20 protein-coding genes, 1 tRNA gene and 1 pseudogene are annotated in these 23,759 nt (G+C 74.0%); 8 read left to right on the top strand and 14 right to left on the bottom strand.

Going from position 1 to position 23,759, the window contains the following annotated elements; all coding sequences use genetic code 11:
- The 7 genes from ABD345_RS31865 to ABD345_RS31835 form a co-directional block, all read right to left on the bottom strand.
- The coding region (locus tag ABD345_RS31865; RefSeq protein WP_344557239.1) for a Rho termination factor N-terminal domain-containing protein at positions 1-522 on the bottom strand (522 nt) is incomplete at its 3' end.
- Between the two features lie 512 nt (positions 523-1,034).
- Positions 1,035-1,952 (bottom strand): homoserine kinase, encoded by a 918-nt coding sequence (gene thrB / locus ABD345_RS31860; RefSeq protein WP_344557238.1) that lies wholly within the window; start codon positions 1,950-1,952, stop codon positions 1,035-1,037.
- Positions 1,953-2,253: 301 nt separating this feature from the next.
- Complete coding sequence (thrC, locus tag ABD345_RS31855; protein WP_344557237.1) at positions 2,254-3,351, bottom strand: threonine synthase; 1,098 nt, start codon at positions 3,349-3,351, stop codon at positions 2,254-2,256.
- 11 nt (positions 3,352-3,362) lie between these two features.
- Positions 3,363-4,655 carry a homoserine dehydrogenase gene (locus ABD345_RS31850; RefSeq protein ID WP_344557236.1) on the bottom strand — a complete coding sequence of 431 codons (1,293 nt, stop codon included), beginning with the start codon at positions 4,653-4,655 and terminating at the stop codon, positions 3,363-3,365.
- 132 nt (positions 4,656-4,787) lie between these two features.
- Positions 4,788-6,179 carry a diaminopimelate decarboxylase gene (gene lysA, locus ABD345_RS31845; RefSeq protein ID WP_344557235.1) on the bottom strand — a complete coding sequence of 464 codons (1,392 nt, stop codon included), beginning with the start codon at positions 6,177-6,179 and terminating at the stop codon, positions 4,788-4,790.
- A 102-nt stretch (positions 6,180-6,281) separates the two neighbouring features.
- Positions 6,282-7,937 carry an arginine--tRNA ligase gene (argS, locus tag ABD345_RS31840; protein ID WP_344557234.1) on the bottom strand — a complete coding sequence of 552 codons (1,656 nt, stop codon included), beginning with the start codon at positions 7,935-7,937 and terminating at the stop codon, positions 6,282-6,284.
- Positions 7,938-8,054: 117 nt separating this feature from the next.
- Positions 8,055-8,555: a response regulator gene (locus ABD345_RS31835; protein WP_344557233.1), complete on the bottom strand. Its 501-nt coding sequence runs from the start codon at positions 8,553-8,555 to the stop codon at positions 8,055-8,057.
- 169 nt (positions 8,556-8,724) lie between these two features.
- Between ABD345_RS31835 and ABD345_RS31830 the strand changes: the two genes are divergently transcribed.
- A tRNA-Arg gene (locus tag ABD345_RS31830) sits at positions 8,725-8,796 on the top strand.
- Between the two features lie 100 nt (positions 8,797-8,896).
- A complete protein-coding gene (locus ABD345_RS31825) occupies positions 8,897-9,274 on the top strand; it encodes a hypothetical protein (protein WP_344557232.1) in 378 nt (125 codons plus the stop codon).
- Between the two features lie 231 nt (positions 9,275-9,505).
- On the opposite strand, the gene ABD345_RS31820 is transcribed toward ABD345_RS31825, so the two are convergent.
- The 4 genes from ABD345_RS31820 to ABD345_RS31805 form a co-directional block, all read right to left on the bottom strand.
- Entirely contained in the window at positions 9,506-10,405 is a 900-nt protein-coding gene (locus ABD345_RS31820; RefSeq protein WP_344557231.1) for a trypsin-like serine peptidase, read from the bottom strand.
- 172 nt (positions 10,406-10,577) lie between these two features.
- Entirely contained in the window at positions 10,578-11,990 is a 1,413-nt protein-coding gene (locus ABD345_RS31815) for an MFS transporter (RefSeq protein WP_425556904.1), read from the bottom strand.
- A 254-nt stretch (positions 11,991-12,244) separates the two neighbouring features.
- Positions 12,245-13,957 (bottom strand): DUF885 domain-containing protein, encoded by a 1,713-nt coding sequence (locus tag ABD345_RS31810; protein WP_344557227.1) that lies wholly within the window; start codon positions 13,955-13,957, stop codon positions 12,245-12,247.
- Between the two features lie 56 nt (positions 13,958-14,013).
- Positions 14,014-14,664 carry a rhomboid-like protein gene (locus ABD345_RS31805; protein ID WP_344557225.1) on the bottom strand — a complete coding sequence of 217 codons (651 nt, stop codon included), beginning with the start codon at positions 14,662-14,664 and terminating at the stop codon, positions 14,014-14,016.
- A 137-nt stretch (positions 14,665-14,801) separates the two neighbouring features.
- Between ABD345_RS31805 and ABD345_RS31800 the strand changes: the two genes are divergently transcribed.
- The gene (locus tag ABD345_RS31800; protein WP_344557223.1) at positions 14,802-15,560 is read left to right on the top strand and encodes a TetR/AcrR family transcriptional regulator; all 759 of its coding nucleotides are present in this window, start codon (positions 14,802-14,804) and stop codon (positions 15,558-15,560) included.
- A 192-nt stretch (positions 15,561-15,752) separates the two neighbouring features.
- Here the strand turns inward: ABD345_RS31800 and ABD345_RS31795 are convergent, their stop codons facing one another.
- From ABD345_RS31795 to ABD345_RS31785, 3 genes are all read right to left on the bottom strand, one after another.
- A complete protein-coding gene (locus ABD345_RS31795) occupies positions 15,753-16,592 on the bottom strand; it encodes a fumarylacetoacetate hydrolase family protein (protein WP_344557221.1) in 840 nt (279 codons plus the stop codon).
- Positions 16,593-16,773: 181 nt separating this feature from the next.
- On the bottom strand, positions 16,774-17,883 hold the full coding sequence (locus ABD345_RS31790; RefSeq protein ID WP_344557219.1) for a DUF6745 domain-containing protein: 1,110 nt from the start codon (positions 17,881-17,883) through the stop codon (positions 16,774-16,776).
- 46 nt (positions 17,884-17,929) lie between these two features.
- A complete protein-coding gene (locus tag ABD345_RS31785) occupies positions 17,930-18,256 on the bottom strand; it encodes a hypothetical protein (protein ID WP_344557217.1) in 327 nt (108 codons plus the stop codon).
- Between the two features lie 232 nt (positions 18,257-18,488).
- Between ABD345_RS31785 and ABD345_RS31780 the strand changes: the two genes are divergently transcribed.
- The 5 genes and pseudogenes from ABD345_RS31780 (at position 18,489) to ABD345_RS31760 (ending at position 23,746) form a co-directional block, all read left to right on the top strand.
- A complete protein-coding gene (locus tag ABD345_RS31780) occupies positions 18,489-19,442 on the top strand; it encodes an STM4015 family protein (RefSeq protein ID WP_344557215.1) in 954 nt (317 codons plus the stop codon).
- A gap of 16 nt (positions 19,443-19,458) precedes the next feature.
- Positions 19,459-20,544 (top strand): annotated as a pseudogene (locus tag ABD345_RS31775) (STM4014 family protein); the annotation flags it as partial.
- Positions 20,545-20,745: 201 nt separating this feature from the next.
- Positions 20,746-21,567, top strand: coding sequence for an STM4013/SEN3800 family hydrolase (locus ABD345_RS31770; RefSeq protein WP_344557243.1), 822 nt, complete (start codon positions 20,746-20,748; stop codon positions 21,565-21,567).
- Positions 21,567-22,898: an STM4012 family radical SAM protein gene (locus ABD345_RS31765; protein ID WP_344557214.1), complete on the top strand. Its 1,332-nt coding sequence runs from the start codon at positions 21,567-21,569 to the stop codon at positions 22,896-22,898. Before ABD345_RS31770 ends, ABD345_RS31765 begins: the two co-directional genes overlap by 1 nt.
- The gene (locus tag ABD345_RS31760) at positions 22,895-23,746 is read left to right on the top strand and encodes an STM4011 family radical SAM protein (RefSeq protein ID WP_344557212.1); all 852 of its coding nucleotides are present in this window, start codon (positions 22,895-22,897) and stop codon (positions 23,744-23,746) included. Before ABD345_RS31765 ends, ABD345_RS31760 begins: the two co-directional genes overlap by 4 nt.
- Positions 23,747-23,759 lie beyond the last annotated feature (13 nt).

The raw sequence follows: 23,759 nt of genomic DNA, 5'->3' as shown, positions 1-23,759 counted from the left end.
GGCGGCGAGGGCGGAGCCGGGGAGGGTGGCGAGGAGTTCCGCGGCGGTGGCCCGGCGGCGCGGGCGCTCGGCCCGGGCGGTGGCGGCCGCGGTCTCGGCGGCGGCCTGCACCGGGATCTCGATCTGCGCCTGCGGCTGCGGCTCGGCGGCCGGGGCGGGCCGGGTGCGGCGGGCGGCGGGCGGCGGGGCCGCTTCGCCCTGCTCCTCGGCCGGGGCGGCCTCGGCGGCGGGCGCGGCGGCCTTGGCGGCCTTCTTCGCGGCCGGGGCGGCGGAGCCGGAGGCGCCCGCGAGCAGCGGGTCACCGCCGCTCTTCTCCTTGATGGCCTCGATCAGCTGGCTCTTGCGCAGCCGCCCGGTGCCGCTGATCCCGAGGGACGAGGCGAGCTTCTGGAGCTCGGCCAGCACCAGGCCGTCCAGGCCGGCGGCAGCGGTACGACGGCGTCGCGCCGGAGCCGCAGGGGCTGCCGCGTCCGACGCCTCGGCGTCCGGGCGCGCGCCCATCAGATCGGTGGTGTCGCTCACTAAGGGTCCTTCCCTGGAGCGGACGTCGGCCTGTCTGGCACGGCGACCGGTTGTGCTGTCCTGTCCAGCGGCTCTTTGCGCCGGCCAGGGGCTGGATTCCCGCGGAAGGCTGGTCCTTCCGGGGAGCTGCGAAGTGCGGTGCACTGTGGTGCGAAGCGGCGCGGACGGCCGGGTTCTGCTGCCGACCTCGCTGCGCCTGTTGATGCCCGGGCCCCCGTCGCGCGGCGGCACTGCGGGCCCCGCCCGGCCGAGCCTCAGTGCGGAGGCTGGAGGTGGGAGTCCGGTGCCGTCACGGCTTCGGGATGGGCCCCACTTGCGCAGGCAGGCTGCGTACGCGGTGTGGCGAGCTCCCGGAGAATCGTGCTCCCGAGCTTCCGGCCCCCGTGCGGACGGGGGAACGGGATCGGGATGCGTCGCACCGGCGCCCGGAGGGCACCTGGTGCAGCAATGAGGTTAACACTACCTACCCCCTGACACATTCCCCAGCCCTTTGCTTGTCAATCGTGTCCGTCTCACATGTCGAGCGGCAGGACGGTGGCGCCGGTGCGGTCCAGCTCCAGCCGGTGCGCCGCGAACTGCGCCCCCGCGCTGTTGAGCACCTTGCCGACGTGGGCCTCGTCGGTGAGCGCGAGCACGGTCGGTCCGGCACCCGAGATGACGGCGGGGACGCCCTCGGCGCGCAGGGCGGCGACCAGGGCGGCGCTGTCCGGCATCGCGGAGGCCCGGTAGTCCTGGTGCAGGCGGTCCTCGGTGGCGGTGAGCAGCAGCTCCGGGCTGCGGGTGAGCGCCTCGACCAGCAGGGCGGCCCGGCCCGCGTTGAGCGCGGCGTCGGAGAGCGGCACGGTCTTGGGGAGCAGGCCGCGGGCGGTCTCGGTGAGCACCTCGGTGGAGGGGATGAACACGACCGGCACGACCCGGTCGGAGGGGTCAAGCGTGATGGTGCGGGCGCCGCCGTCCTCGGTCCAGGCGACGGTGAAGTTGCCGCGCAGGCAGGCCGCGACGTTGTCGGGGTGGCCCTCCAGCTCGGAGGCGAGGGCCAGCAGCGCGTCGTCGCCGAGCGCGGAGGCGCCGCCGATGGTGACGGCGCGGGCGGCGACGATGCCGGCGCAGATCGCGGCGGACGAGGAGCCCAGACCGCGGCCGTGCGGTATCCGGTTGGCGCAGACCACTTCGAGGCCGCGGGGCTGGCCGCCGAGCCGGTCGAAGGCGGCGCGCATCGAACGGACCACCAGGTGGCGCTCGTCGCGGGCGAGGTTCTCGGCGCCCTCGCCGGCGATGTCCACGGTCAGACCGGAGTCGGCGACCCGGACCACCACGTCGTCGTAGAGACCCAGGGCGAGGCCGAAGGCGTCGAAGCCGGGGCCGAGGTTGGCGCTGGTCGCGGGGACGCGGACCCGGACGGCGGCGGCGCGGAACGCGGGACCGGCCATGCGGTGGACACACTCCTGAGAAAGTGGGGGGAGCCAGGCCCGGACGACGCGGACGACGGGGGCGGCGGTGGTTCTGGCGGCGGGGTCTCGAAAGGGGGCGCGCAGCATGGCGCGGCCCGCCGGGGTCCAGCGTATCGAAGAGAGGTTCCGGAGCGGTACACCCTGCTCGACTCGGATCTTCCGTGTTGCCCCGAGCAGCGCGAAAGCGCCGGTGGGGTGACCGGAAAACGGCGGCGAGCGGCCGGCCCGGAGGGGGCCGGCCGCTCGCCGGGTTGACGCCCGGTCAGTGGCGTCGGTGGCGTCAGTCGAGCAGGCCCAGGCGGCGGGCGGCCGTCTCCGGGTCGATCGGGACGACCTGCGGCTGCGGGGCGCCGGCCACCGCCCAGTCCGGGTCCTTGAGGCCGTTGCCGGTGACGGTGCAGACGATCCGCTGGCCGGGGTCGACCAGTCCGGCCTCGGCCTTGGCCAGCAGGCCGGCCACCGAGGCGGCGGAGGCGGGCTCGACGAAGACGCCCTCCTGCGCGGCCAGCAGGCGGTAGGCGGCCAGGATCTGGCGGTCCGTCACCTTGTCGATCAGGCCGCCGGAGTCGTCCCGGGCGGCCAGCGCGTAGTCCCAGGAGGCCGGGTTGCCGATCCGGATCGCGGTGGCGATGGTCTGCGGCTTGAGCACCGGGGCGCCGTCCACGATCGGGGCCGAGCCGGACGCCTGGAAGCCCCACATGCGCGGGGTGCGGGTGGCCAGGCCGTCCGCGGCGTACTCGCGGTAGCCCTTCCAGTAGGCGGTGATGTTGCCCGCGTTGCCGACCGGCAGGACGTGGACGTCCGGGGCGTCGCCGAGCATGTCGACGATCTCGAAGGCGGCGGTCTTCTGGCCCTCGATGCGCACCGGGTTGACCGAGTTGACCAGGGCCACCGGGTACTTCTCGGAGAGCTCGCGGGCCAGCGTCAGGCAGTCGTCGAAGTTGCCGTCGACCTGCAGGATCTTGGCGCCGTGCACCAGCGCCTGGCCCATCTTGCCCAGGGCGATCTTGCCCTGCGGGACGAGCACCGCGGAGACCATGCCGGCCCGCACCGCGTAGGCGGCGGCGGAGGCGGAGGTGTTGCCGGTGGACGCGCAGATGACGGCCTGGGCGCCGTCCTCCTTGGCCTTGGAGATGGCCATGGTCATCCCGCGGTCCTTGAAGGAGCCGGTCGGGTTGGCGCCCTCGACCTTGAGGTAGACGTCGCAGCCGGTGCGCTCGGAGAGCACCTGGGCGGGGACGAGCGGCGTGCCGCCCTCCAGCAGGGTCACCACGGGGGTGGAGTCGGAGACCGGGAGGCGGTCGCGGTACTCCTCGATGAGGCCGCGCCACTGGTGGGTGTGGCTGCCTCGGGCTGTGCTTTCGGCAATGGCGTTCATACCGGTTTTCCTTATTCCCCTTCGACCCGCATGATGCTGGCCACGTCGCGCACGCTGTCCAGTGCGCGGAGCTTGTCGACCGTCGCCGACAGGGCGGCGTCGGTGGCGCGGTGGGTGACCACCACGAGCGCGGCGTCGCCGTCCCGGCCCTGCTGGCGCACGGTGTCGATGGAGACGCCGTGGTCGGCGAAGACCGAGGCGACCTGGGCGAGCACGCCCGCGCGGTCGTCCACGTCCAGGCTGACGTGGTAGCGGGTGACCACCTCGTCCATCGGCTTGGCGGGCAGCGCGGCGTAGACCGAGTCGCCGGGGCCGGTGGAGCCGGTCAGCTTGTTGCGACAGACCGCGACCAGGTCGCCGAGGACCGCGGAGGCGGTCGGCGAGCCGCCCGCGCCGGGGCCGTAGAACATCAGCCGGCCGGCCGCCTCGGCCTCCACGAAGACCGCGTTGTACGCCTCGCGGACCGAGGCCAGCGGGTGGCTGAGCGGGATCATCGCCGGGTGGACCCGGGCGGTGACCGAGGCGCCGTCGGCGGCCCGCTCGCAGATCGCCAGCAGCTTGACCACGCAGCCCATCTGCTTGGCGGAGGCGATGTCGGCGGCGGTGACCTCGGTGATGCCCTCGCGGTAGACGTCCGCGGCGGTGACCTTGGTGTGGAAGGCGATCCCGGCCAGGATGGCGGCCTTGGCGGCGGCGTCGAAGCCCTCCACGTCGGCGGTCGGGTCGGCCTCGGCGTAGCCCAGCGCGGTGGCCTCCTCCAGCGCCTCGGAGTACCCGGCGCCGGTGGAGTCCATCTTGTCCAGGATGAAGTTGGTGGTGCCGTTGACGATGCCCAGCACCCGGTTCACCTTGTCGCCGGCCAGCGACTCGCGCAGCGGGCGCAGCAGCGGGATCGCCCCGGCCACGGCGGCCTCGTAGTAGAGGTCGACGCCGGCCGCGGCGGCCGCGGCGTGCAGTTCGGCGCCGTCCTTGGCGAGCAGCGCCTTGTTCGCGGAGACGACCGAGGCGCCGCCCTCGAAGGCTTTCAGGATCAGCGACTTGGACGGCTCGATGCCGCCCACGACCTCGATCACCACGTCGATGTCGCCGCGGCCGACCAGGGCCTCGGCGTCGGTGGTGAGCAGGTGCTCGGGGACGCCGGGGCGGGGGCGGCCGGCCCGTCGGACCGCGATGCCCGCGAGCTCGACCGGGGCACCGATGCGGGCGGCGAGGTCGTCGGCCGTCGTCGTCATGATGCGCGCCACCTCGGAGCCCACCACACCACAGCCCAGCAACGCCACCTTCAGCGGGCGCGTACGCATCATCCGACTCCGCTCTGCATTCTTCGGTCCCCGTCGGGGCGCTCCGTCGTCCCCGGGGGCATGTCTGTTCACACCAGTCTCCGGGACTTTCCGCACAGATCTACGGCTGGTCCACGTTCTGAGACGAAAATTTCGTCAGCCGATATCCAGCCGCAGGAGATCCTCCTCCGTCTCGCGGCGGACGATCACCCGGGCCGCGCCGTCGGCGACGGCCAGCACCGGGGGCTTGAGGGCGTGGTTGTAGTTGCTCGCCATCGAGCGGCAGTAGGCGCCGGTCGCGGGCACCGCGATCAGGTCGCCGGGGGCCAGGTCGGCGGGCAGGAAGGCGTCCTTGACCACGATGTCGCCGGACTCGCAGTGCTTGCCGACCACCCGGACCAGCATCGGCTCGGCGTCGCTGGTGCGGGAGGCCAGCGCCACCGAGTAGGCGGCGTCGTACAGCGCGGTGCGGATGTTGTCGGACATGCCGCCGTCCACGCTGACGTAGGTGCGCAGGCCCTCCAGCGGCTTGACCGTGCCGACCTCGTACAGCGTGAACGCGGTGGGGCCGACGATCGCCCGGCCGGGCTCGACGCTGATCCGAGGGACCGTCAACCCGGCCGCGGCGCACTCCCGTCGGACGATCTCGCCGAGCGCGGCGGCGATCTCGGCGGGCTCGCGCGGGTCGTCCTCGGCGGTGTAGGCGATGCCGAGCCCGCCGCCCAGGTCGACCTCCGGCAGCTGGACGCCGTGCTCGTCGCGGACCTCGGCGAGCAGGCCGACCACCCGGCGGGCGGCGACCTCGAAACCGGCGAAGTCGAAGATCTGCGAGCCGATGTGCGAGTGGATGCCGCGCAGTTCCAGGGCGGGCTCGGCCAGCACCCGGCGGACCGCCTCGGCGGCCAGGCCGCCGGACAGCGAGAGGCCGAACTTCTGGTCCTCGTGCGCGGTGGCGATGAACTCGTGGGTGTGCGCCTCGACGCCGACGGTGATCCGGATCAGCACCGGCTGCCGGACGCCCTGCGCCCCGGCGATCTCGGCCAGCCGCTCGATCTCCTGGAAGGAGTCCACCACGACGTGGCCGACGCCGGCCTTCACGGCCTGCTCCAGCTCGCGCACCGACTTGTTGTTGCCGTGCAGCGCGATCCGCCCGCCCGGCATCCCGGCCGCCAGCGCGACGTGCAGCTCGCCCGAGGAGCACACGTCGACGTTCAGGCCCTCCTCGTGCAGCCAGCGCACCACGGCCTTGGACAGGAACGCCTTGCCCGCGTAGTACACGTCGGCGTCCGTGCCGAAGGCGTCCCGCCAGGCCCGGGCCCGGGAGCGGAAGTCGGCCTCGTCCAGCACGTAGGCGGGGGTGCCGAACTCCTCGGCCAGGGTGCGCACGTCGACCCCGCCGACGGTGAGCGCGCCGTCCGCGCCGCGGGCCACGGTGCGCGCCCACACCTTGGGGTCGAGGGCGTTCAGGTCGGCCGGCGGGGCCTGGTAGTGCCCCTCGGGCAGCACGTCGCCGTGCCGGGGGCCCGCCGGGTGAGCGGATCGACTCATCTTGCTGTCACTTCCTCGACCTATGGCGAGGGGCGGCGACCGGTCCGCCGTGGACCGGTCCGCCGCCCCTTCGCTCCGTACCGTGCGCTGGGGGCTTGGTGCTTACATCCGCTCGGGCGCCGAGACGCCGAGCAGTCGGAGGCCGTTGGCCAGCGTCGTTCGCGTGGCGTCGGCCAGCCAGAGCCGGGCGTGCGTGAGGTCGGTGACCTCCTCGTCGCCCTTCGGCAGGATCTGGCAGTTGTCGTAGAACCGGTGGTAGGCGCGGGCCAGCTGCTCCAGGTAGGTGGCCACGTGGTGCGGCTCGCGCAGCTCGCCGGCCTTGGCCAGCACCCGCGGGAACTCGCCGAGCTGGCCGAGCAGGTCGTTCTCCCACTCGGTGCTCAGCAGCTCCGGGGCGAAGTCCGCGCTGCGGGTGATGCCCTTCTCCGCCGCGTTGCGCTGCACGGAGCACATCCGGGCGTGCGCGTACTGCACGTAGAAGACCGGGTTCTCGGCGGTCTGGCTGGTGACCACGTCGATGTCGATGGTGATGGTGGAGTCGGTGGACTGCCGCACCAGCATGTAGCGGGCGGCGTCCACGCCGATCCAGTCGACCACGTCGTCGATCGTGATGATGTTGCCCGCGCGCTTGGAGAGCCGGACCTCCTTGCCGTCGCGCAGCATCTTCACGAACTGGCCGATCATCACCTCGATGTTGCGGTCCATGTCGTCGCCGGCGCAGGCCGCGATGGCCTTGAGGCGGTTGACGTAGCCGTGGTGGTCGGCGCCGAGCATGTAGACCGAGACCTCCGCGCCGCGGTCCCGCTTGCTCAGGTAGTAGGCGGCGTCGGCGGCGAAGTAGGTGGTCTCGCCGTCGGCCTTGATCAGGACGCGGTCCTTGTCGTCGCCGAAGTCGGTGGTGCGCAGCCAGATCGCGCCGTCCCGGTCGAAGACGTGGCCCTGCTCGCGGAGCCGCTCGATGGCCTTCTCGACGGCGCCGGAGTCGTGCAGCGTCTGCTCGGAGAACCAGGTGTCGAAGTGCACGCCGAACTCGGTCATCGAGCGCTGGATCTCGGCGACCATCAGCTTGAGGCCCTCGGTCCGGAACGCCCGGAGCTGCTCGTCCTCGGGCAGGTCGAGGATGCCGGGGACGCCGTCGGTGACGGCCTTGGCGATGTCGGTGATGTACTCGCCGACGTAGCCGTCCTCGGGGGCGGGCTGCCCGTTGGCCGCGGCCTTGAGCGACTTGGCGAACTTGGTGATCTGCACGCCGGCGTCGTTCAGGTAGTACTCGGTCGACACCTCGGCGCCGGTCGCCTTGAGCACCCGGGCCAGCGAGTCGCCGACGGCGGCCCAGCGGACGCCGCCGATGTGGATCGGGCCGGTCGGGTTCGCCGAGACGAACTCCAGGTTGATCTTCAGGCCCTTGAGCGCCTCGTTGCGGCCGTACGCCTCGCCCGCCTCGACGATGGTGCGCGCCAGCTCGCCCTGGGTGGCGGCGTCCAGCGTGATGTTCAGGAAGCCCGGACCGGCGATGTCGACCTTCGCGACGCCGGTGATCCCTCGCAGACGCCCGGCCAGGATCTCCGCGACGGCTCGCGGCGGCTTGCCGGCCGGCTTCGCGAGCTGGAGGGCCACGTTGGTGGCGTAGTCGCCGTGGTCCCTGTTCTTGGGCCGCTCGACCGTCACGTGCGCGGGCACGTCGACGGTCAGCTCGCCCGCCTCGATGGCGGTGCTGACGGCGGCCTGGACTGCCTGGGAGAGTTCTGCGGGTGTCACGGTGCCCAGCCTAGGCGAGACGGGGGACCCGGCCGCCACTCGGTTTGTCCGCGGCGGCGCGCGTCGCGGCTCCGGACGTGCTTCGTGTCGTCGGACGCCGCTGCTGGCGGGCACATCTCACGGGCGCGGCTCGTCCGGCCGGACGAGTTCCTGCCTCCGTTCGCTCTGAGCTGAATCGCGCGGGTCCGGCCCGCCGGACGGCGCCGGGCTGCCGAAGTCGTAGGCGAAGCGCCGCTCCGCCGAGGCCGCCGCCCGCAGCCGCCGCACCAGCGCGACCAGCTCCGCCGGGTCGAAGGGCTTGGCCAGGTAGCCGTCCACCCCCACCGACTCGCCGCGCTCCAGGTCGGCCGGCGTGCAGGCGCTCACGATCGCGATCGGCAGGTGCGCGGTGTCCCGCGAGGCGCGCAGCCGGGCCGCCGTCCGCAGGCCGTCCAGCCGGGGCATCACCACGTCCAGGGTGACCACGTCCGGCGCGACCCGGCGGACCACCTCCAGGCACTCGGCACCGTCGGCGGCGGTCACCACCTCGAAGCCCTCCAGCTCCAGGTTGACCCTGATCAGTTGGCGGATCACCTCGCTGTCGTCCACCACGAGGACCCGCCCCGACGTCGCCGCCACCTCACCGAGGGTAGCCGCGCCCCGCCCCCCGCGTCCGGCCTTTGGGTCACATCCGGCGGCCCGCTGACGGGCCGTCGGCGGGGGCGGGGAAGAACCCTGTGCGGAGGCGCGCACTTTCCCTGGTAGTGTTTTCCCCGTCAGGCCGGGCAACACCGCGAGGTCAGCCCAGGCCCCCGTAGCTCAGGGGATAGAGCACCGCCCTCCGGAGGCGGGTGCGTAGGTTCGAATCCTACCGGGGGCACTTCAGCAGGTGAGTCTCGACGAGGCCCGGGTCCAACGGACTTGGGCCTTCTTGCTGTCCGGGCCGAGCCGCCCGCCGGGTGTGGCAGGGTACCCGGGTGATGATCTCTCCCGAACAGGTCCGGCTGGTCTCCGGGGCGTCCGCGCCGATCCTGCTGCTCGGCGGCGCCCCCGTGCACGGCGGCCTGCCGGTGCTGCGCGTCACGGACGGCTCGGTGCCCGCGCTGGACGGCTGGTCGGTGTTCGCCCGGCTGACCATGTGCGTGCTGGACGGCCCCGGCGACGAGGGCTGCGTCTTCCCCACCCTGGGCGGCTCCTTCGACACCGACGGCGTCGCCCGCTGGTGCGAGGAGGTCGAACAGGCCGGCGGAGCGCTGGTCGTCTCCCTCCCCGACCCCGCCGGCCTGACCGGACCGCTCGACTGGCCGGCCCTCCTCGACGGCGGCTCGCACGGCGGCTTCGCCCCCGCTATGGGCTGACCGCCCGACCGGCGGGAGGCGAATCAGGGGCTCGGGGAACGGCGAGTCCGTGCTGCTGGCGGCCGGAGCCCATCGAAATGTCCGTGCTGCTGCGTGTAGTGACAAGAACCAGAAGCAGACGCGCGCAACAGCAGTGAACCCGCAACAGCCACGGCCTCGCCGTTCCCCGAGCCCCTGAGTGCGCGCACTCGTGAGCCCCTGAGTGCGCGCCTCTGAATGCGTGCTCCGCTATCAGCTTGCCTCGGCGAGGAGTTCGGCGATGGTGTGGTCGAAGGCGGCGCTGTAGGAGGTGTCGGCGGTGTCGCCGCCCTGCTGGTAGCCGCCGATGACGCCGATGACCTCTCCGGTGTCGGTGTCGACGAAGGGGCCGCCGCTGGTGCCGCCGGGGAAGGCGGGGCAGTCGATCCGGCGCTGGTAGGTGTCCTGGCGGGTGGTGGTGTTGGTGCAGCGGATGGGGAGTTCGGTGCTGGCGGGGTAGCCGTAGAGCCGGACCCGGGCGGTCCAGGGGGCGTCGGTGCCGAGAAGGTTGCCGCCGACGGCGTCCTCGATCTGGCGGCCGTCGTTGGGGGCGACGGCGAGGATCGCGAAGTCCTCGTCGGGGTCGCCGCCGTTGCGCCAGCCGTCGGCGGTGTAGACCTTGGTGACCCGCCAACTGCCGTACGGGGCACGGCCGTCGCGGTAGCCGGGGGCGAAGGTGGTGCCGTTCGCGCCGGAGAGGCAGTGCGCGGCGGTGAGGATCAGGTTGCGGCCGGGGCTGTCGATGACGCTGGCGGTGCAGAAGTGGTTGCCGGGGGTGGCCTGGCCGGAGAACAGGGCGCCGACCCGGCGGGACTCGGCGTCGTCGGGGGCGGTGGTGGTGACGCCGAGCGGGACGCCCTCTGGGGCGAGGGACGCGGAGGAGGACGGGGACGGGGACGGGGACGGCGAGGACGAGGGCGTCGGGGTGGGCGCGGCGGTGGTGGGGACGGCCAGGGCGACGGTGTCGCTGCTCGGGCGACCCGGGTGCCGCGGGTGGGCGGCGAGCAGCCCGGCGGCCGTCAGCGCGCCGACGACGCCGACGGCGAGGAAGGAGGTGAGCGCGGCCGTCCGCAGCGGGCGGTGGCCGTCCTGTCCGGTGTGTCGTCGTCCCATGTGCTGTCCCGTCCTCGCCGGTCCTGGTCGCGGTGGCGCCCGCGTCGGCGTTCCGGCGTGGGCGCGTGCCGGACGGCTTCCCCAATATCCGCCGTCGAACTGGGAAAGCCGTCAGGACTTGCTGGGAGGTCGGTGAGTTTCCGGTGGCGCCGGGCGGCCTCCCGCGGTCGGGTCAGACCGTGGCGCGGGCCTCGGCGGCGGCGTCCTTGCCCCGGGCCTCGCCGGGGGCCGGGCGGTGGTTGATCATCAGGAAGGCGACCAGCGCGGCGCCCAGCAGGATGGCCATCGCGACGGTGGTGGCGACGGCGTAGCCGTGCACCGCGCCGTTGGCCTGCACCAGCGGGTCGGTGGGGTTGCGGGCGGCCAGGTAGGTGGCGGTGACGCTGGCGGCGATGGTGTTGAGCAGGGCGGTGCCGATCGAGCCGCCGACCTGCTGGGCGCTGTTGATGATGGCGGAGGCGGCGCCGGTCTCCTCGGGGGCGACGTTCAGGGTGGCCAGGCTCATGGTGGGCATGAAGACCAGGCCCATGCCGAAGCCGAGCAGCAGTTCGGCGGGCAGCACCATGGTGGCGTAGGGGCTGTCCACCTTGATCTGGGTGAGCCAGGCCATGCCGGCGGCGCCGAGCAGCAGGCCGGGGACGACCAGGTTCCGGGTGGGGATCCGGTTCATCAGCCGGGAGGCGATGCCGGCCGCGCTGACCACGATGGCGGCGGTCATCGGCAGGAAGGAGACGCCGGCCTTGATCGGCGAGTAGCCCTTGATCACCTGCAGGTAGTAGGTGAGGAAGAGGAACAGGCCGAACATGCCGATCACGGCGAGCCCGACCGAGAGCGCGCCGCCGGCCCGGTTCCGGTCGCCGATCAGGTGCATCGGCAGCAGGGCGTGCTCGGTGCGCCGTTCGACCAGCGCGAAGACGGCGAGCAGGGCGACGCCGCCGCAGAGCGCGGTGAGCACCAGCCAGTCGTCCCAGCCGCGGGTGACCGCCTCGGAGGTGCCGTACACGATGGCCAGCAGGCCGCCGCAGCCGAGCACCGCGCCGGGCAGGTCGAGCCGGACCCGGCGGGAGCGGTCGACGTGGTCGCGCACCAGCAGGTAGTACGCGGCGATGCCGGTGATGATCGCGATCGGCACGTTGACGTACAGGCACCAGCGCCAGGACAGGTACTCGGTGAGCAGTCCGCCGGTGATCAGGCCGATCGCCGCGCCGCCGCCGGCCAGGGCGCCGAAGATGCCGAAGGCGGTGGCGCGCTCGCGCGGGTCGCGGAAGGTGACGGAGAGCAGGGAGAGCGCGGACGGGGCGAGCAGCGCGCCGAAGGCGCCCTGCAGGGCGCGGGCGGCGAACAGCATGCCGCCGGTGGTGGCGAAGCCGCCGATGCCGGAGGCGAGGGCGAAGCCGAGCAGGCCGACCATGAAGGTCCGCTTGCGGCCGAAGAGGTCGCCGATCCGGCCGCCGAGCAGCAGCAGTCCGCCGAAGGCCAGCGTGTAGGCGGTGATCACCCACTGCCGGTTGGCGTCGGAGATGTCGAGCGCCTTCTGCGCGGACGGGAGGGCGATGTTCACGATCGTCGCGTCGAGGACGATCATCAGTTGGGCGATGGCGATGACCGCCAGGGCCCACCAGCGGCGCGGATCCGCGGCAGGAGTGTCGGGGGCTTGCTGGGGTGTCACCGTGGGGCCGCCTTCCGCCGATCGGGAGTGGGGCAGGGCGCGTACGGCGCTCTTCCCAGGGAAACCCCCGGACGGACCGGCGGCAAGGCGAATTGGCCGGTTTGTCAACATTTGGGACGGCGGTCCCGGGTGCCCGGCCGCATCGGCCACCCGGGACGCGGTCCGTCCGGTTACAGCGCGCTCAGCTCGGTGACCAGGTCGTCCAGGCCCAGCGAGCCCTGCGACAGCGCCGCCATGTGCCAGCTCTTGAGGTCGAACTCGCCGCCGCGCGCCTCGGCCGCCGCCCGGGCCGCGGCCCGGCCGCGCAGCCAGGCCCGCTCGCCGAGCTTGTAGCCGATCGCCTGGCCGGGCAGGCCCAGGTAGCGCACCAGCTCGCTGTCCAGGAAGTCGGCGGACAGGCCGCAGTAGGCGCCGAAGAACTCGCGGGCCCGCTCGGGGAGCATCGGCTCGCCGGGGGCGAACGGCGAGTCGGCGGGGAAGTCCAGCTCGGCGTGCATGCCGATGTCGACGATCACCCGCAGCGCCCGCATCATCTGGGCGTTCAGGTAGCCGAGGCGGTGGCCCGGGTCGGTCAGGTGGCCCAGCTCGTCCATCAGGCGCTCGGCGTACAGCGCCCAGCCCTCCATGTTGGCGCTGACCCCGCCCAGGGTGACCTGGTAGGTGGAGAGCCGGTCGGCGACGTACGTCCACTGGGCGAGCTGCAGGTGGTGGCCCGGGACGCCCTCGTGGTACCAGGTGGAGACCAGGTCCCACTCGGGGAACGCCTCCCGGCCCAGGGTCGGCAGCCAGGTCCGGCCGGGGCGGGAGAAGTCCAGCGAGGGCTGGGTGTAGTACGGGGCGGCGGCGCCGCCGGGCGGGGCGATCCGCGACTCGACCCGGAGCAGCGGCTCGGCCAGGTCGAAGTGGGTGCCCTGGAGGTCGTTGATCGCCCGGTCCATCAGGCCCTGCAGGTACTCCTGCACCTGCTGCTCGCCGCGGATCGCCGGGCCGTCGGTCTCCAGCCACTTCATGACCTGCATCGGGGTCTCGCCCGGGCGGACCTTCTCCGCCTCGACCCGCATCTGCGCGTCCAGCTCGTGGAACTGCTCCCAGGCCCAGCGGTACGCCTCGTCCAGGTCGAGCTCGGCACCCGTCCAGTAGCGCACCCAGCGGGTGTAGCGCTCCCGGCCGACCGCGTCGGGGGTGCCCTGGGCGGCGGGGGCGTACACGTCGCGCATCCAGTCGCGCAGCTCGGCGAGCGCGGCGGTGGCCGCGACGGCGGTGGCGGCCAGCTGCTCGCGCAGGTGCTCGGGGGCCGGGGCGACCAGGTCGCCGAACCAGCCGCCGGGGGTGTCGCCGTCGATCCACTCGCCGAACTGGCCGACCGCCGTCTCCACCTGGCGCGGCGCCGACAGCAGGCCGCGCCGGACGCCCTCCTCCAGGCTCGCCCGGTACTGGGCCATCGCCAGCGGGAAGCGGGCCAGCCGGCGGCCGAGCCGCTGCCAGTCCTCGTCGGTGTCGGTGGGCAGCAGGGTGAACACCTCGCGGGTGTTGTGCACCGGCGAGCCCAGGTTCCGGACGCTGCGGTAGTCCTCGCCCGCGTCGTGCACGGCCAGTTCGGCGGTCAGCCGCTCGCGCAGCAGCCGGGCGCAGCGGCGTTCGGCCTCGTCCTCGACCGGGCCGGACGCCTCCAGCGCGTCCAGGGCCGCCAGGGTGCGGCGGGCCAGTTCGGCGGTGGCTTCGACGCCCTCGGGCGACAGGTCGGTCAGCCGGTCGTCGTCCGGGTTGAGGCCGAGGTAGACCGCGGTCAGCGGGTCGGCGTCGGCGAGGGCGTGGACGTAGGAATCAGCGAGGCGGCGCGGGGTGGGGCCGCTCGGGTGAGGGTCGTTCAGTTCATGAGCCATCCGGCCATTCTGTTGGAGCCGCAGGCGAATTCAACCCCTGTCCGCTCTCGGCCTCGTCAGCCCTTGACGGGGGTCGGCCGGCGCACGCCGCGCCACGGGTCCCAGGTCGGCCGGCCCCGGGTGATCGGGTAGAACGCCAGGCCGATCAGCACCGAGCAGAAGTGCCCCAGATCGGTGAACGTGTGCGAGGTCAGCAGCGGCACCAGGTAGAAGCCGACCAGCCCGCACCCGTACACCCAGCGCCACGCCCCGGCCAGCCCGTACGTCAGCACGCCCTCCACCCCGGCCAGTGCGTACGACACGCCGACGTCCACCGTGGTCGACATGTTCGGCGGCAGCACCTGGTGGTTGACGCCCCAGGCCACCACGCCCTCGCTGACGAAGGTCGCCAGCACGTGCGCGGTCAGCGCGACGGTCAGCCAGCGGCGGGTGCCCAGCCAGCGCTCGGCCGGCACGTGGAAGACGTGGAAGACCACGAAGTAGAACAGGAAGTTCGACTGCTCGGTCCAGATCAGGCTGGCCAGCAGGGCGTGCACCGGGCGCGAGGTGAGCTGGTCGACGTTGGTGGAACGCTTCTGCAGGAAGTAGTCTAGCGCCGCCGGATCCATCCGGGCCACCACGAAACTGGTGAGCGCCAGCAGCAGCAGCCACACGTACGTCCCCGGCGACCTCCCGATCCACCGCCACACCGCCCGCACCCACCGCACCGGCCGCTCCTCGCCGTCCTCCGCTGGCCCCGGCCCCAGTCTGCGGCCGCGGACCGGGCCCCGCCCGACGGGAACTCCGCCGGTCGCGGCCGTGCGCAGGGGGTGCGGCGGCCCGCCCGAGGTCTACCCTGGCACCCATGGCAGCGACCCCCTCCCCCGTCGGGGACCCCGTCGACGACCCCACCGCCGCGCAGCGCCCCCGCCGCGCCACCTACCGGAGGCTGCCCGTCCAGCAACGGCGCGAACAACTGATCGCCGTCGCCCTCGAACTGTTCGCCTCCCGCCCGCCCGAGGAGGTCTCCCTGGACGACGTCGCGGAGGCCGCCGGCGCCTCCCGGCCGCTGGTCTACCGCTACTTCGCCGGCGGCAAGCAGCAGTTGTACGAGGCGGCCCTGCGCAGCGCCGCCTCCGAACTCACCACCCGGTTCACCGTCGAAGCCGCCGACGGCACCCCCACCCAGCAGCTCGGCGCCGTCCTGCACCGGTACTTCGACTTCGTCGGCGAGCACGCCGCCGGCTACGGCGCGCTGCTGCGCGGCGGCTCGGTCGTCGAGACCGCGCGCACCTCCGCCATCGTCGACGACGTGCGCCGCGCGGCGCTGAGGCGCACCCTGCGGTACCTGGGGGTGCGGGAGGCCGGACCGCGACTGACCCTGCTGGTCCGCTCGTGGATCTCGGTGGTCGAAGCCTCCGCGATCAGCTGGCTCGACGAGGGGCGGCAGATCCCGGCCGACTCGCTGTGCGCCTGGCTGGTCGACCAGTTCGTGGTGATGGCCGCGGCCACCGCCGTCCGCGACGCCCAGACCGCGGAGGTCCTGCACGGCTGGCTGGCGCTGGAGACCGCGGACAGCCCGGCGGGCGTGCTCATCGCGCGCCTGCGCGCGATGGGGCTGTAGGGGTCAGGGGCTCGACAGGGAGCACCATCAGGGGCCCGGGGAACGGCGGGTCGATGCTGCTGACGGCCGGAGCCCATCGGAGGTCCGTGCTGCTGCGTGTAGTGAACGGAACCGGAAGCAGATGCGCGCTCCGGCAGTGAACCCGCAGCAGACCCGAGCTCGCCGTTCCCCGAGCCCCTGACGGTGCTCGTACTAGGCCTGGCCGAGCGTCGTCTCCTGGCGGCCGAGGCCGGTGACTTCGAGGGTGAGCTTGTCGCCCTCGCGGAGGAAGGGGGTGCCGGGGCGGCCGAGGGTGACGCCGGCGGGGGTGCCGGTGATGACGATGTCGCCGGGGTCGAGGCGCATGAAGTGGGTGAGGTAGCGGACGGTTTCGTGCACCGGGAAGATCATCTCGGCGGTGGAGCCGTTCTGGCGGAGTTCGCCGTTGACCCACAGCCGCAGGTCGAGGGCCTGCGGGTCGCCGAGTTCGTCGGGGGTGACCAGCCAGGGGCCGAGCGGGGTGAAGGTCTCGGCGGACTTGCCCTTGTCCCACTGGCCGCCGCGCTCGAACTGGAAGGCGCGCTCGGTGACGTCGTTGGCGGCGGCGTAGCCGGCGATGATCGCGGCGGCGTCGGCCGGGGTGTCGAGGTAGCGGCCGGTGCGGCCGATGACGACGGCGAGTTCGACCTCGTAGTCGGTCTTCAGGCTGCCGCGCGGGACGAGCACCCGGTCGTGGGGGCCGACCAGGGTGTTGACGGGCTTGAGGAAGACCACCGGCTCGGTCGGGATCTCGGCGCCGGCCTCGGCCGCGTGGTCGCGGTAGTTGAGGCCGATGCCGACGATCTTGCCGGGGCGGGCGACCGGCGGGCCGACGCGTTCGCCGGTGAGGTCGGTGACCGGGAGGGTGGCGGGGTCCAGGGTCGCCGGGTCGAACCCGGCGAGGAAGGCGCCGTCGAGGTCGGGGGTGAGCGGGCGGAGGTCGCGGGCGGTGCCGTCGGGGGCGAGCACGACCGGTCGTTCTGCGCCGGCCGGGCCCACGCGGAGGAGCTTCACTGTCCGTCACCACCTGTTCGTCTCGGGAGCGGGTCGTCCCCGCCCCGGGACATCGAGGTATATCAGGGGTGCTCGCCTGCGGAACAGCGGTGCCGCTTCGGCGAATTCCTCCCATTCGGAGGGGGCCGGGCGCAGGCCGAATCATCGGCCCGCACCCTTGACAGCGGCCGCCCGCCGCCGGTCAGGTCTCGCGCTGCGGCCGGTAGTCGGCCTCCTCGACGCCGAACGTCCAGGCGACGCCGGCCCGGGCGGTGCGGGTGCCGGGCGGGACGCGCAGGTAGTAGGTGCGGTGGGTGCCGTCCGGTTCGGGGGTGGAGTTGACCACCTCGACCATCACCACCGGCTCGTCGTCGGGCAGTTGGATCCGCCACAGGACGCCGGTCTCGTCCCGGTGCAGGGGTTCGGCGCCGGACTCGGCGAGGTAGCGGTCGTAGCCGAAGTGCTCCAGCATGACGCGGCGCAGTTCGGCGTTCTCCTCGGTGCGGATGCGCTCGGGGGTGAGGCCGGTCAGCCGCTCGGGGAAGTCGGCGGGGACGGGCATGCCGCGCCAGGCGTACAGGGCGAAACCGTCGGCGTAGGCGAGGGCCGGGCCGTCGGCGCGGTCGAGCCGGCCGGCCTCGTCGCGGTGCAGGGCGGCGGGGCGTTCGCTGAGCAGCACGGTGCGCTCGTACGGCCACCACCAGCCGGTCTGGCGGGCGACGCCGGCCAGCGCGGCGAGGGCCGCGTCGCCGGTGCCGGCGGTGTCGAAGGCGGCGAGCCAGGCGGCGTCGTGCTGGCCGGCCACGGCGTCCAGCAGGGCGAGCCGGACCCGGCCGCGCCGTTCGGCGGCGGCCTGGCGGAGCGCCAGGTTCTCGGGCTTGCGGGCCTCGCGCCAGTCGTCGATCGGCTCGGGCTCGGGGGCGAAGTGGTCGAGCAGCGCGGTGCGGACGCGTTCGGCGGGCAGGTCGGTGGTGCCGACGAGTTCGCCGCCGGTGGTGTTCCACAGTTCGGCCCAGCCGGTGGGGCCGAGCGCGCCGAGGGCGCCGGCGCGGGCCCGTTCCCAGGCGGCGGTGCGCACCTGCTCGCGCACGCTGGCACCGAACTCGCCCCGGTGGTCGAGGAGTTCGGCGAGGGCGGCGCGCGGCGAGGGGTACCAGCGGAACTCGGTGGGCTCGGCGAGTCCGGCGGCCCGGTAGGCGTCCCTGACGGCCTGTTCGGCGGTGGCACGGTCGGCGGGGCCGGTGGCGGCGGCGACGGCCCGCCAGTGGGCCGCCGAGAGGTCGGCCGGGCGGCCGGTCAGCTGGCTGGTCATCGGTTCTCCGTGGGCTGGGTCTGGGGCGGGTGGCGGGCGGGCGGGCTCAGTCGGCGACCATGCGGACCGCGCCGGGCGCGTACTCGCGCTGGCGGACCACCCGGAACCAGCCGCTGGGCAGGGTGATCGCCGCGTGCTCCTCGTGGACGACCCGGCCGCCCTCCGGCAGGTGCAGCCAGGCGGGGGCGAACGGGCCGCCCTCGCGGGCGAGTTCGCCCGGGCCGACCACCGCGTGGGCGTGCCCGGTCACCTCGCCGAGGGCCAGCACCAGCCGCCCCCGGGCGTCCCGCGGCCGGCGCGCCAGGTGGGCGACGGAGGCCGGCACCGCGCTCCGCGCGACCGGCACGATCAGTACGTCTCCCTGGCGGTACACGGGGCCTCCCGCTGTCAGGTCCGGCCCGCTGCCGAACTCCGTGCCCCGAAAACTAGGCCGTGCCACCGACAACCCCGCTCCCGTCGCGTCCTTCGTGCGGGTGAACGTCACGGGCGCCTGGTAGACAGGTCTCCGGCCCACCACGGGCCGCGGGGTCCTCACGGGCCGCGAGGTCCACCACGGGCCGCGACGGACAGCAGCGGTACGACGAAGAAGCAGCGAGGAGCAGCGCATGGTTGTCAGGGACCACGCCGAGGAGTTCCACGGCCTCCCGGTCACCGATTTCCACACCGCCCGGGAGAAGGGCGACCTCCCGGCCGCGGGCAGCACCGCCTGGCGGGTCGGCCTGGACTGGGAGGACGAGGACGGGGAGTTCCCCGCGCTGTGGCAGGCGTTCGTGGACGCCGTCGACCTGTCGGAGGTCACCGCGCTGGTGCTGGGCCGCTGGTTCCCGGAGGAGCCGGAGCCGCTCTCCGAGGCGCTGTCGCTGATCCTCGCCGCCGCCGACCGGCTGCCCGCGCTGCGGGCGCTGTTCCTCTGCGACGTCACCGGCGAGGAGTGCGAGATCTCCTGGCTCCAGATGTGCGACGTCACGCCGGTGTTCGAGACCTTCCCGCTGCTGGAGGAACTGGTGGTGCGCGGCTCCGCCGCGGACTACGAGGACAAGGAGCGGCTCGCCCTCAAGCCGCTGCGGCACGAGCGGCTGAAGGCGCTGCGCTTCGAGTCCGGCGGCCTGCCCGCCCCGGTCGTCCGGGCGGTCGGCGCCTGCGACTTCCCGGCGCTGGAGCGGCTGGAGCTGTGGCTCGGCGTCGACGGCTACGGCGGCGACTGGACGCTGGAGGACCTCGCCCCGTTCCTGTCCGGCGCCAAGCTGCCCGCGCTGACCCACCTGGGCCTGCAGGACTCCGAGGAGCAGGACCGGATCGCCGCGCTGGTCGCCCGGGCCCCCGTGGTGCCCCGGCTGACCGGCCTGTCGCTGTCCATGGGCGCGTTCACCGACGAGGGCGCGGCGGCGCTGCTGGAGGGCCAGCCGCTCACCCACCTGAAGACCCTGGACCTGCACCACCACTACCTCACCGAGGGCATGCAGCAGCGCCTGCGCGAGGCGCTGCCCGGGGTCGCGATCGACCTCTCCGACGCCGAGGACCCGGGCGACAACTGGCGCTACGTCGCCATCTCCGAGTAGGCGGGACGGCGGAACGTTGACCTCGCACCAGCCGTCCCCCCTGGTCGTCCTGGGCTGCCCGGGGCACCGCCGGGTCACCCTGTTCGCCGCCGCGGCCCGCGCCGCGGGGCGGCCGGAACCCGCCGTGCTGCCCTGGTCGGACCTGCTGCGCGGACGGTACGAACTGCCGCCCGGCGCGGTGGTCCGGCTCGACTCGCCCGGCGAGGACCCGGAGGCCGACCGGCTGCTGCGCGGTCCCGTCCTCGGCCCGGGGTACGCCGCGACCCGGGTGGAGGGCGGCCCCGCCTGGTACGCGGGCGTCACCGCCGCCCTGCGCGGGCTGGCCGCCCGGCCCGGGGTGCGCCTGCTCGGCGACCCGGACGAGATCGCCGTGATGTTCGACAAGCGGCGCACCCACGCCCGGCTGGCCGCCGCCGGGGTGCCGGTGCCGCCCGCGCTGCCCGGCGGACTCCCGTCCGGCTTCGAGGAGTTGCGGGAGCGGCTGGCGGCGGCCGGGATGCGCCGGGTGTTCCTCAAGCCGGTGCACGGCTCCTCCGCGTCCGGCGTGGTGGCGCTGGAGTTCGGCCCGCGCGGCCGGGTCCAGGCCACCACCTCGGTGGAACTCGCCCCGGGCGGGCTGCACAACTCGCTCGCCGTCCGCCGCTACCGCTCCGCGGCGGAGGTCGCCGAACTCGTCGACCGGCTCGCCCCCGAGGGCCTGCACGTCGAACGCTGGATCCCCAAGTCCGGCCAGCACGGCCGGGCGGCGGACCTGCGGGTCCTGGTGGTCGGCGGCCGGGCCACCCACGCGGTGGTCCGCACCAGCCGGCACCCGATGACCAACCTGCACCTCGGCGGGGCCCGCGGCGGGACCGACCTCGCCCGGGCCGCCGCGGGCGAGCACTGGCCCGAGCTGCTCGCCACCGCGGAGGCCGCCGCGAGGTGCTTCCCGCACGCCCCCATGGTCGGCGTCGACCTCCTCCCCCACTCCCACTGGCAGCGCGCCGCGGTCGCCGAGGTCAACGCCTTCGGCGACCTCCTCCCCAACCTCCCCGGCCTCCCCGAGGGGCCGGCCGCGGGCCTGGACACGTACGCGGCGCAACTGGCTTCGCCGGCCTACGCGTTCAGGGGCTCGGCGGAGCGTGCACACAGGGGCTCGGGGAACGGCGAGCCCGGGGCTGCTGACGGTGCACTGCCGGAGCGCGCATCTGCTTCCGGTTCTGTTCAGGCACGCAGCAGCACGGACCTTCGATGGGCTCCGGCCGTCAGCAGCACGGACTCGCCGTTCCCCGAGCCCCTGGTTTCGCCCCACGGGATTCCCGACATGAACGAGGTCGTCGGGTCGCACGACCTGCTGCTGGTCACGCTCGACACGCTGCGCTTCGACGTCGCCGCGGAGCTGTTCGCGGCGGGGCGGCTGCCCAATCTGGCGAAGGTCCTGCCGCCCGCCGGCTGGGAGCGGCGGCACTCGCCGGGGAGCTTCACGTACGCCGCGCACCAGGCGATCCTGGCCGGATTCCTGCCGACGCCGGCCTCGCCGGACGGGCCGCACCCGCGGCTGTTCGCGGCGCGGTTCGCCGGTTCGGAGACCACCGAGTCGCGGACCTGGGTGTTCGACGCGCCGGACCTGCCGACCGCGCTCGCCGGGGCCGGGTACCGGACGGTGTGCATCGGCGGGGTGGGGTTCTTCAACAAGCGGGGGCCGCTGGGTTCGGTGCTGCCGGGGTTGTTCCAGGAGAGCCACTGGGCACCGGAGTTGGGGGTGCCGTCGCCGACCTCCTTCGAGTCGCAGGTGGCGGTGGCGGAGCGGGTCGCGGCCGAGCAGCCGCCCGATCGGCCGCTGTTCCTGTTCCTGAACGTCTCGGCGCTGCACCAGCCGAACTGGTTCCACCTGCCGGGTGCGACCCGCGCGGACGGGGACAGCCGGGAGACGCACGCCGCCGCGCTGGAGTACGTGGACGCGCACGTGGGCAGGCTGTTCGCGGCGATGAGCGCCCGGCGGCCGTGCTTCGCGATCGTCTGCTCCGACCACGGCACCGCGTACGGCGAGGACGGGTACACCGGCCACCGGATCGGCCACGAGGTGGTCTGGACCGTCCCGTACGCGCACTTCTTCCTTCCCGCCGGCCCGTCACGGGAGTCCTGATGAGCACCACCACCGCCGAGTCCCCGTACCGGAGTTACGTCTACGCGTACCCGCACAAGACGGCGTACCGCGCGCTGCCGGAGCGGCCGCGGCTCGCGGAACTGTGGCGGGGGGAGAAGCAGGACGCGCTGTCGCTGTACCTGCACGTGCCGTTCTGCGAGGTGCGGTGCGGGTTCTGCAACCTGTTCACCCGGATCGGCAGTCCGGAGGGGCTGACCACCGCGTACCTGGACGCGCTGGAGCGGCAGGCCGGGCAGGTGCGGGAGGCGCTGGCGCCGGACGCCCGGTTCGCGCTGGCGGCGTTCGGCGGCGGGACGCCGACCTACCTGACCGCGGCCGAGCTGGAGCGGCTGTGCGACATCGCCGAGTCGCGGATGGGGGCGGACCTGCGGGCGGTGCCGCTCTCGGTGGAGGCGTCGCCGGACACCGCGACGGCGGACCGGCTGCGGGTGCTGGCCGAGCGCGGGACGACCCGGCTGAGCCTGGGCGTGCAGTCGTTCCTGGACGGGGAGGCCCGGGCGGCGGTGCGCCCGCAGAAGCGGGCGGCGGTGGAGGCCGCGCTGGGGCGGGTGCGGGACGCCGGGTTCCCGGTGCTGAACATCGACCTGATCTACGGCATCGACGGCCAGACGCCCGCCAGTTGGGTGGAGTCCCTCAACGCGGCCCTGCGCTGGCAGCCGGAGGAGCTGTACCTGTACCCGCTGTACGTCCGGCCGCTGACCGGCCTGGGGCGGCACGGCGCGGCCGACGCGCCGAGCCCGGAGTGGGACGCCCAGCGGCTGGCGCTGTACCGGACGGGCCGCGACCACCTGCTGGCCGAGGGGTACGAGCAGGTGTCGATGCGGATGTTCCGCCGGGCCGGCGCGGCGCGCGCGAGCGCGGGCGAGTACGCCTGCCAGACCGACGGCATGGTGGGCCTGGGCTGCGGGGCCCGCTCGTACACCTCGCGGCTGCACTACTCCTTCGACTACGCGGTGGACGCCCGCGAGGTGCGCCGGATCATCGACGACTACGTGGCCGCGCCGGACTTCTCCCGGGCCGAGCTGGGCTGGGTGATGACGGACGAGGAGACCCGCCGCCGCCACCTGGTGCAGTCGCTGCTGCAGGGCGAGGGCGTCGACCTGGCGGCCTACCGGGAGCGCTTCGGCAGCGCCCCGGAGCTGGACTTCCCGGCCGAGCTGGCCGAGTTCGCCGCCCGCGGCTGGCTGTCGGCGCGGGACCCGGCCCGGCTGCTGCTGAGCGCGGAGGGCCTGGCCTGGTCGGACGCGGTGGGGCCGCGGCTGTTCTCGCCGGCGGTGCGCGCCAACATGGCGGAGTACGAGGCCAAGTGAGCGACCACCTGACCCTGCTGTACCGGGGCCCGCTGTCCTCCTGCGACTACGACTGCCCGTACTGCCCGTTCGCCAAGCGGCGCGACACCCCCCGGCTGCTGCGGGCCGACCGGGCCGCGCTGGAGCGGTTCACGGCCTGGGCGGCGGCGTACCGGCACGGGCGGCTGTCGGTGCTGTTCACGCCGTGGGGCGAGGGGCTGGTGCGCGGCTGGTACCGGCGGGCGATGGTGGAGCTGAGCCGGCTGCCGCACCTGGAGCGGGTGGCGATCCAGACCAACGCGAGCTGCCGGACGGCCTGGCTGGCGGAGGCGGACCGCGCGAAGCTGGCGCTCTGGGTGACGTACCACCCGGGGCAGGTCGGCGAGCCGCGCTTCCTCGCCAAGTGCGCCGAACTCACCGCGCTGGGCGTGCGGTTCAGCGTGGGCGTGGTCGGGCAGCCGGAGCACCTGGCGGCGGCCCGCCGGCTGCGGGCGGCGCTGCCGGCGGAGGTGTACCTGTGGGTGAACGCGGCCGACGGGCTCACCTACACCGACGCCGAGGCGGCGCGGTGGACGGAGCTGGACCCGCTGTTCGGCTACAGCCGGCACCCGCACCGCAGCGCGGGGCTGCCGTGCCGGACGGGCGAGAGCGTGCTGTCGGTGGACGGGGACGGGACGGTGCGCCGCTGCCACTTCGTCCGGCCGCCGCTGGGCAACCTGTACGACGACTCGTACCGGGCGCAACTGCGGCCGCGGGCCTGCCCGTTGGGGTCGTGCGACTGCCACATCGGCTACGTGCACCTGGAGTCGCTGCCGCTGTACGACGTGTTCGCGGGCGGCGTGCTGGAGCGCATCCCGCACGGCTGGTGAGGGATGCGCTCCG

The sequence above is a fragment of the Kitasatospora saccharophila genome, assembly GCF_039529925.1.
GTDB lineage: Bacteria > Actinomycetota > Actinomycetes > Streptomycetales > Streptomycetaceae > Kitasatospora > Kitasatospora saccharophila.
Note: the sequence above shows the minus strand (reverse complement) of the source record. Positions and strands in the feature narration are given on the sequence as shown.

Excerpts from the sequence above, each read along its gene's own strand:
- ABD345_RS31790 (WP_344557219.1), bottom strand. The coding sequence starts at position 17,883 with ATGACCAGCCAGCTGACCGGCCGCCCGGCCGACCTCTCGGCGGCCCAC.
- thrB (WP_344557238.1), bottom strand. The coding sequence starts at position 1,952 with ATGGCCGGTCCCGCGTTCCGCGCCGCCGCCGTCCGGGTCCGCGTCCCC.
- lysA (WP_344557235.1), bottom strand. The coding sequence starts at position 6,179 with ATGAGTCGATCCGCTCACCCGGCGGGCCCCCGGCACGGCGACGTGCTG.
- ABD345_RS31770 (WP_344557243.1), top strand. The coding sequence starts at position 20,746 with ATGAACGAGGTCGTCGGGTCGCACGACCTGCTGCTGGTCACGCTCGAC.
- ABD345_RS31810 (WP_344557227.1), bottom strand. The coding sequence starts at position 13,957 with ATGGCTCATGAACTGAACGACCCTCACCCGAGCGGCCCCACCCCGCGC.
- thrC (WP_344557237.1), bottom strand. The coding sequence starts at position 3,351 with ATGAACGCCATTGCCGAAAGCACAGCCCGAGGCAGCCACACCCACCAG.
- ABD345_RS31825 (WP_344557232.1), top strand. The coding sequence starts at position 8,897 with ATGATCTCTCCCGAACAGGTCCGGCTGGTCTCCGGGGCGTCCGCGCCG.
- ABD345_RS31800 (WP_344557223.1), top strand. The coding sequence starts at position 14,802 with ATGGCAGCGACCCCCTCCCCCGTCGGGGACCCCGTCGACGACCCCACC.
- ABD345_RS31780 (WP_344557215.1), top strand. The coding sequence starts at position 18,489 with ATGGTTGTCAGGGACCACGCCGAGGAGTTCCACGGCCTCCCGGTCACC.
- ABD345_RS31815 (WP_425556904.1), bottom strand. The coding sequence starts at position 11,990 with ATGATCGTCCTCGACGCGACGATCGTGAACATCGCCCTCCCGTCCGCG.
- ABD345_RS31765 (WP_344557214.1), top strand. The coding sequence starts at position 21,567 with ATGAGCACCACCACCGCCGAGTCCCCGTACCGGAGTTACGTCTACGCG.
- ABD345_RS31820 (WP_344557231.1), bottom strand. The coding sequence starts at position 10,405 with ATGGGACGACGACACACCGGACAGGACGGCCACCGCCCGCTGCGGACG.
- ABD345_RS31850 (WP_344557236.1), bottom strand. The coding sequence starts at position 4,655 with ATGATGCGTACGCGCCCGCTGAAGGTGGCGTTGCTGGGCTGTGGTGTG.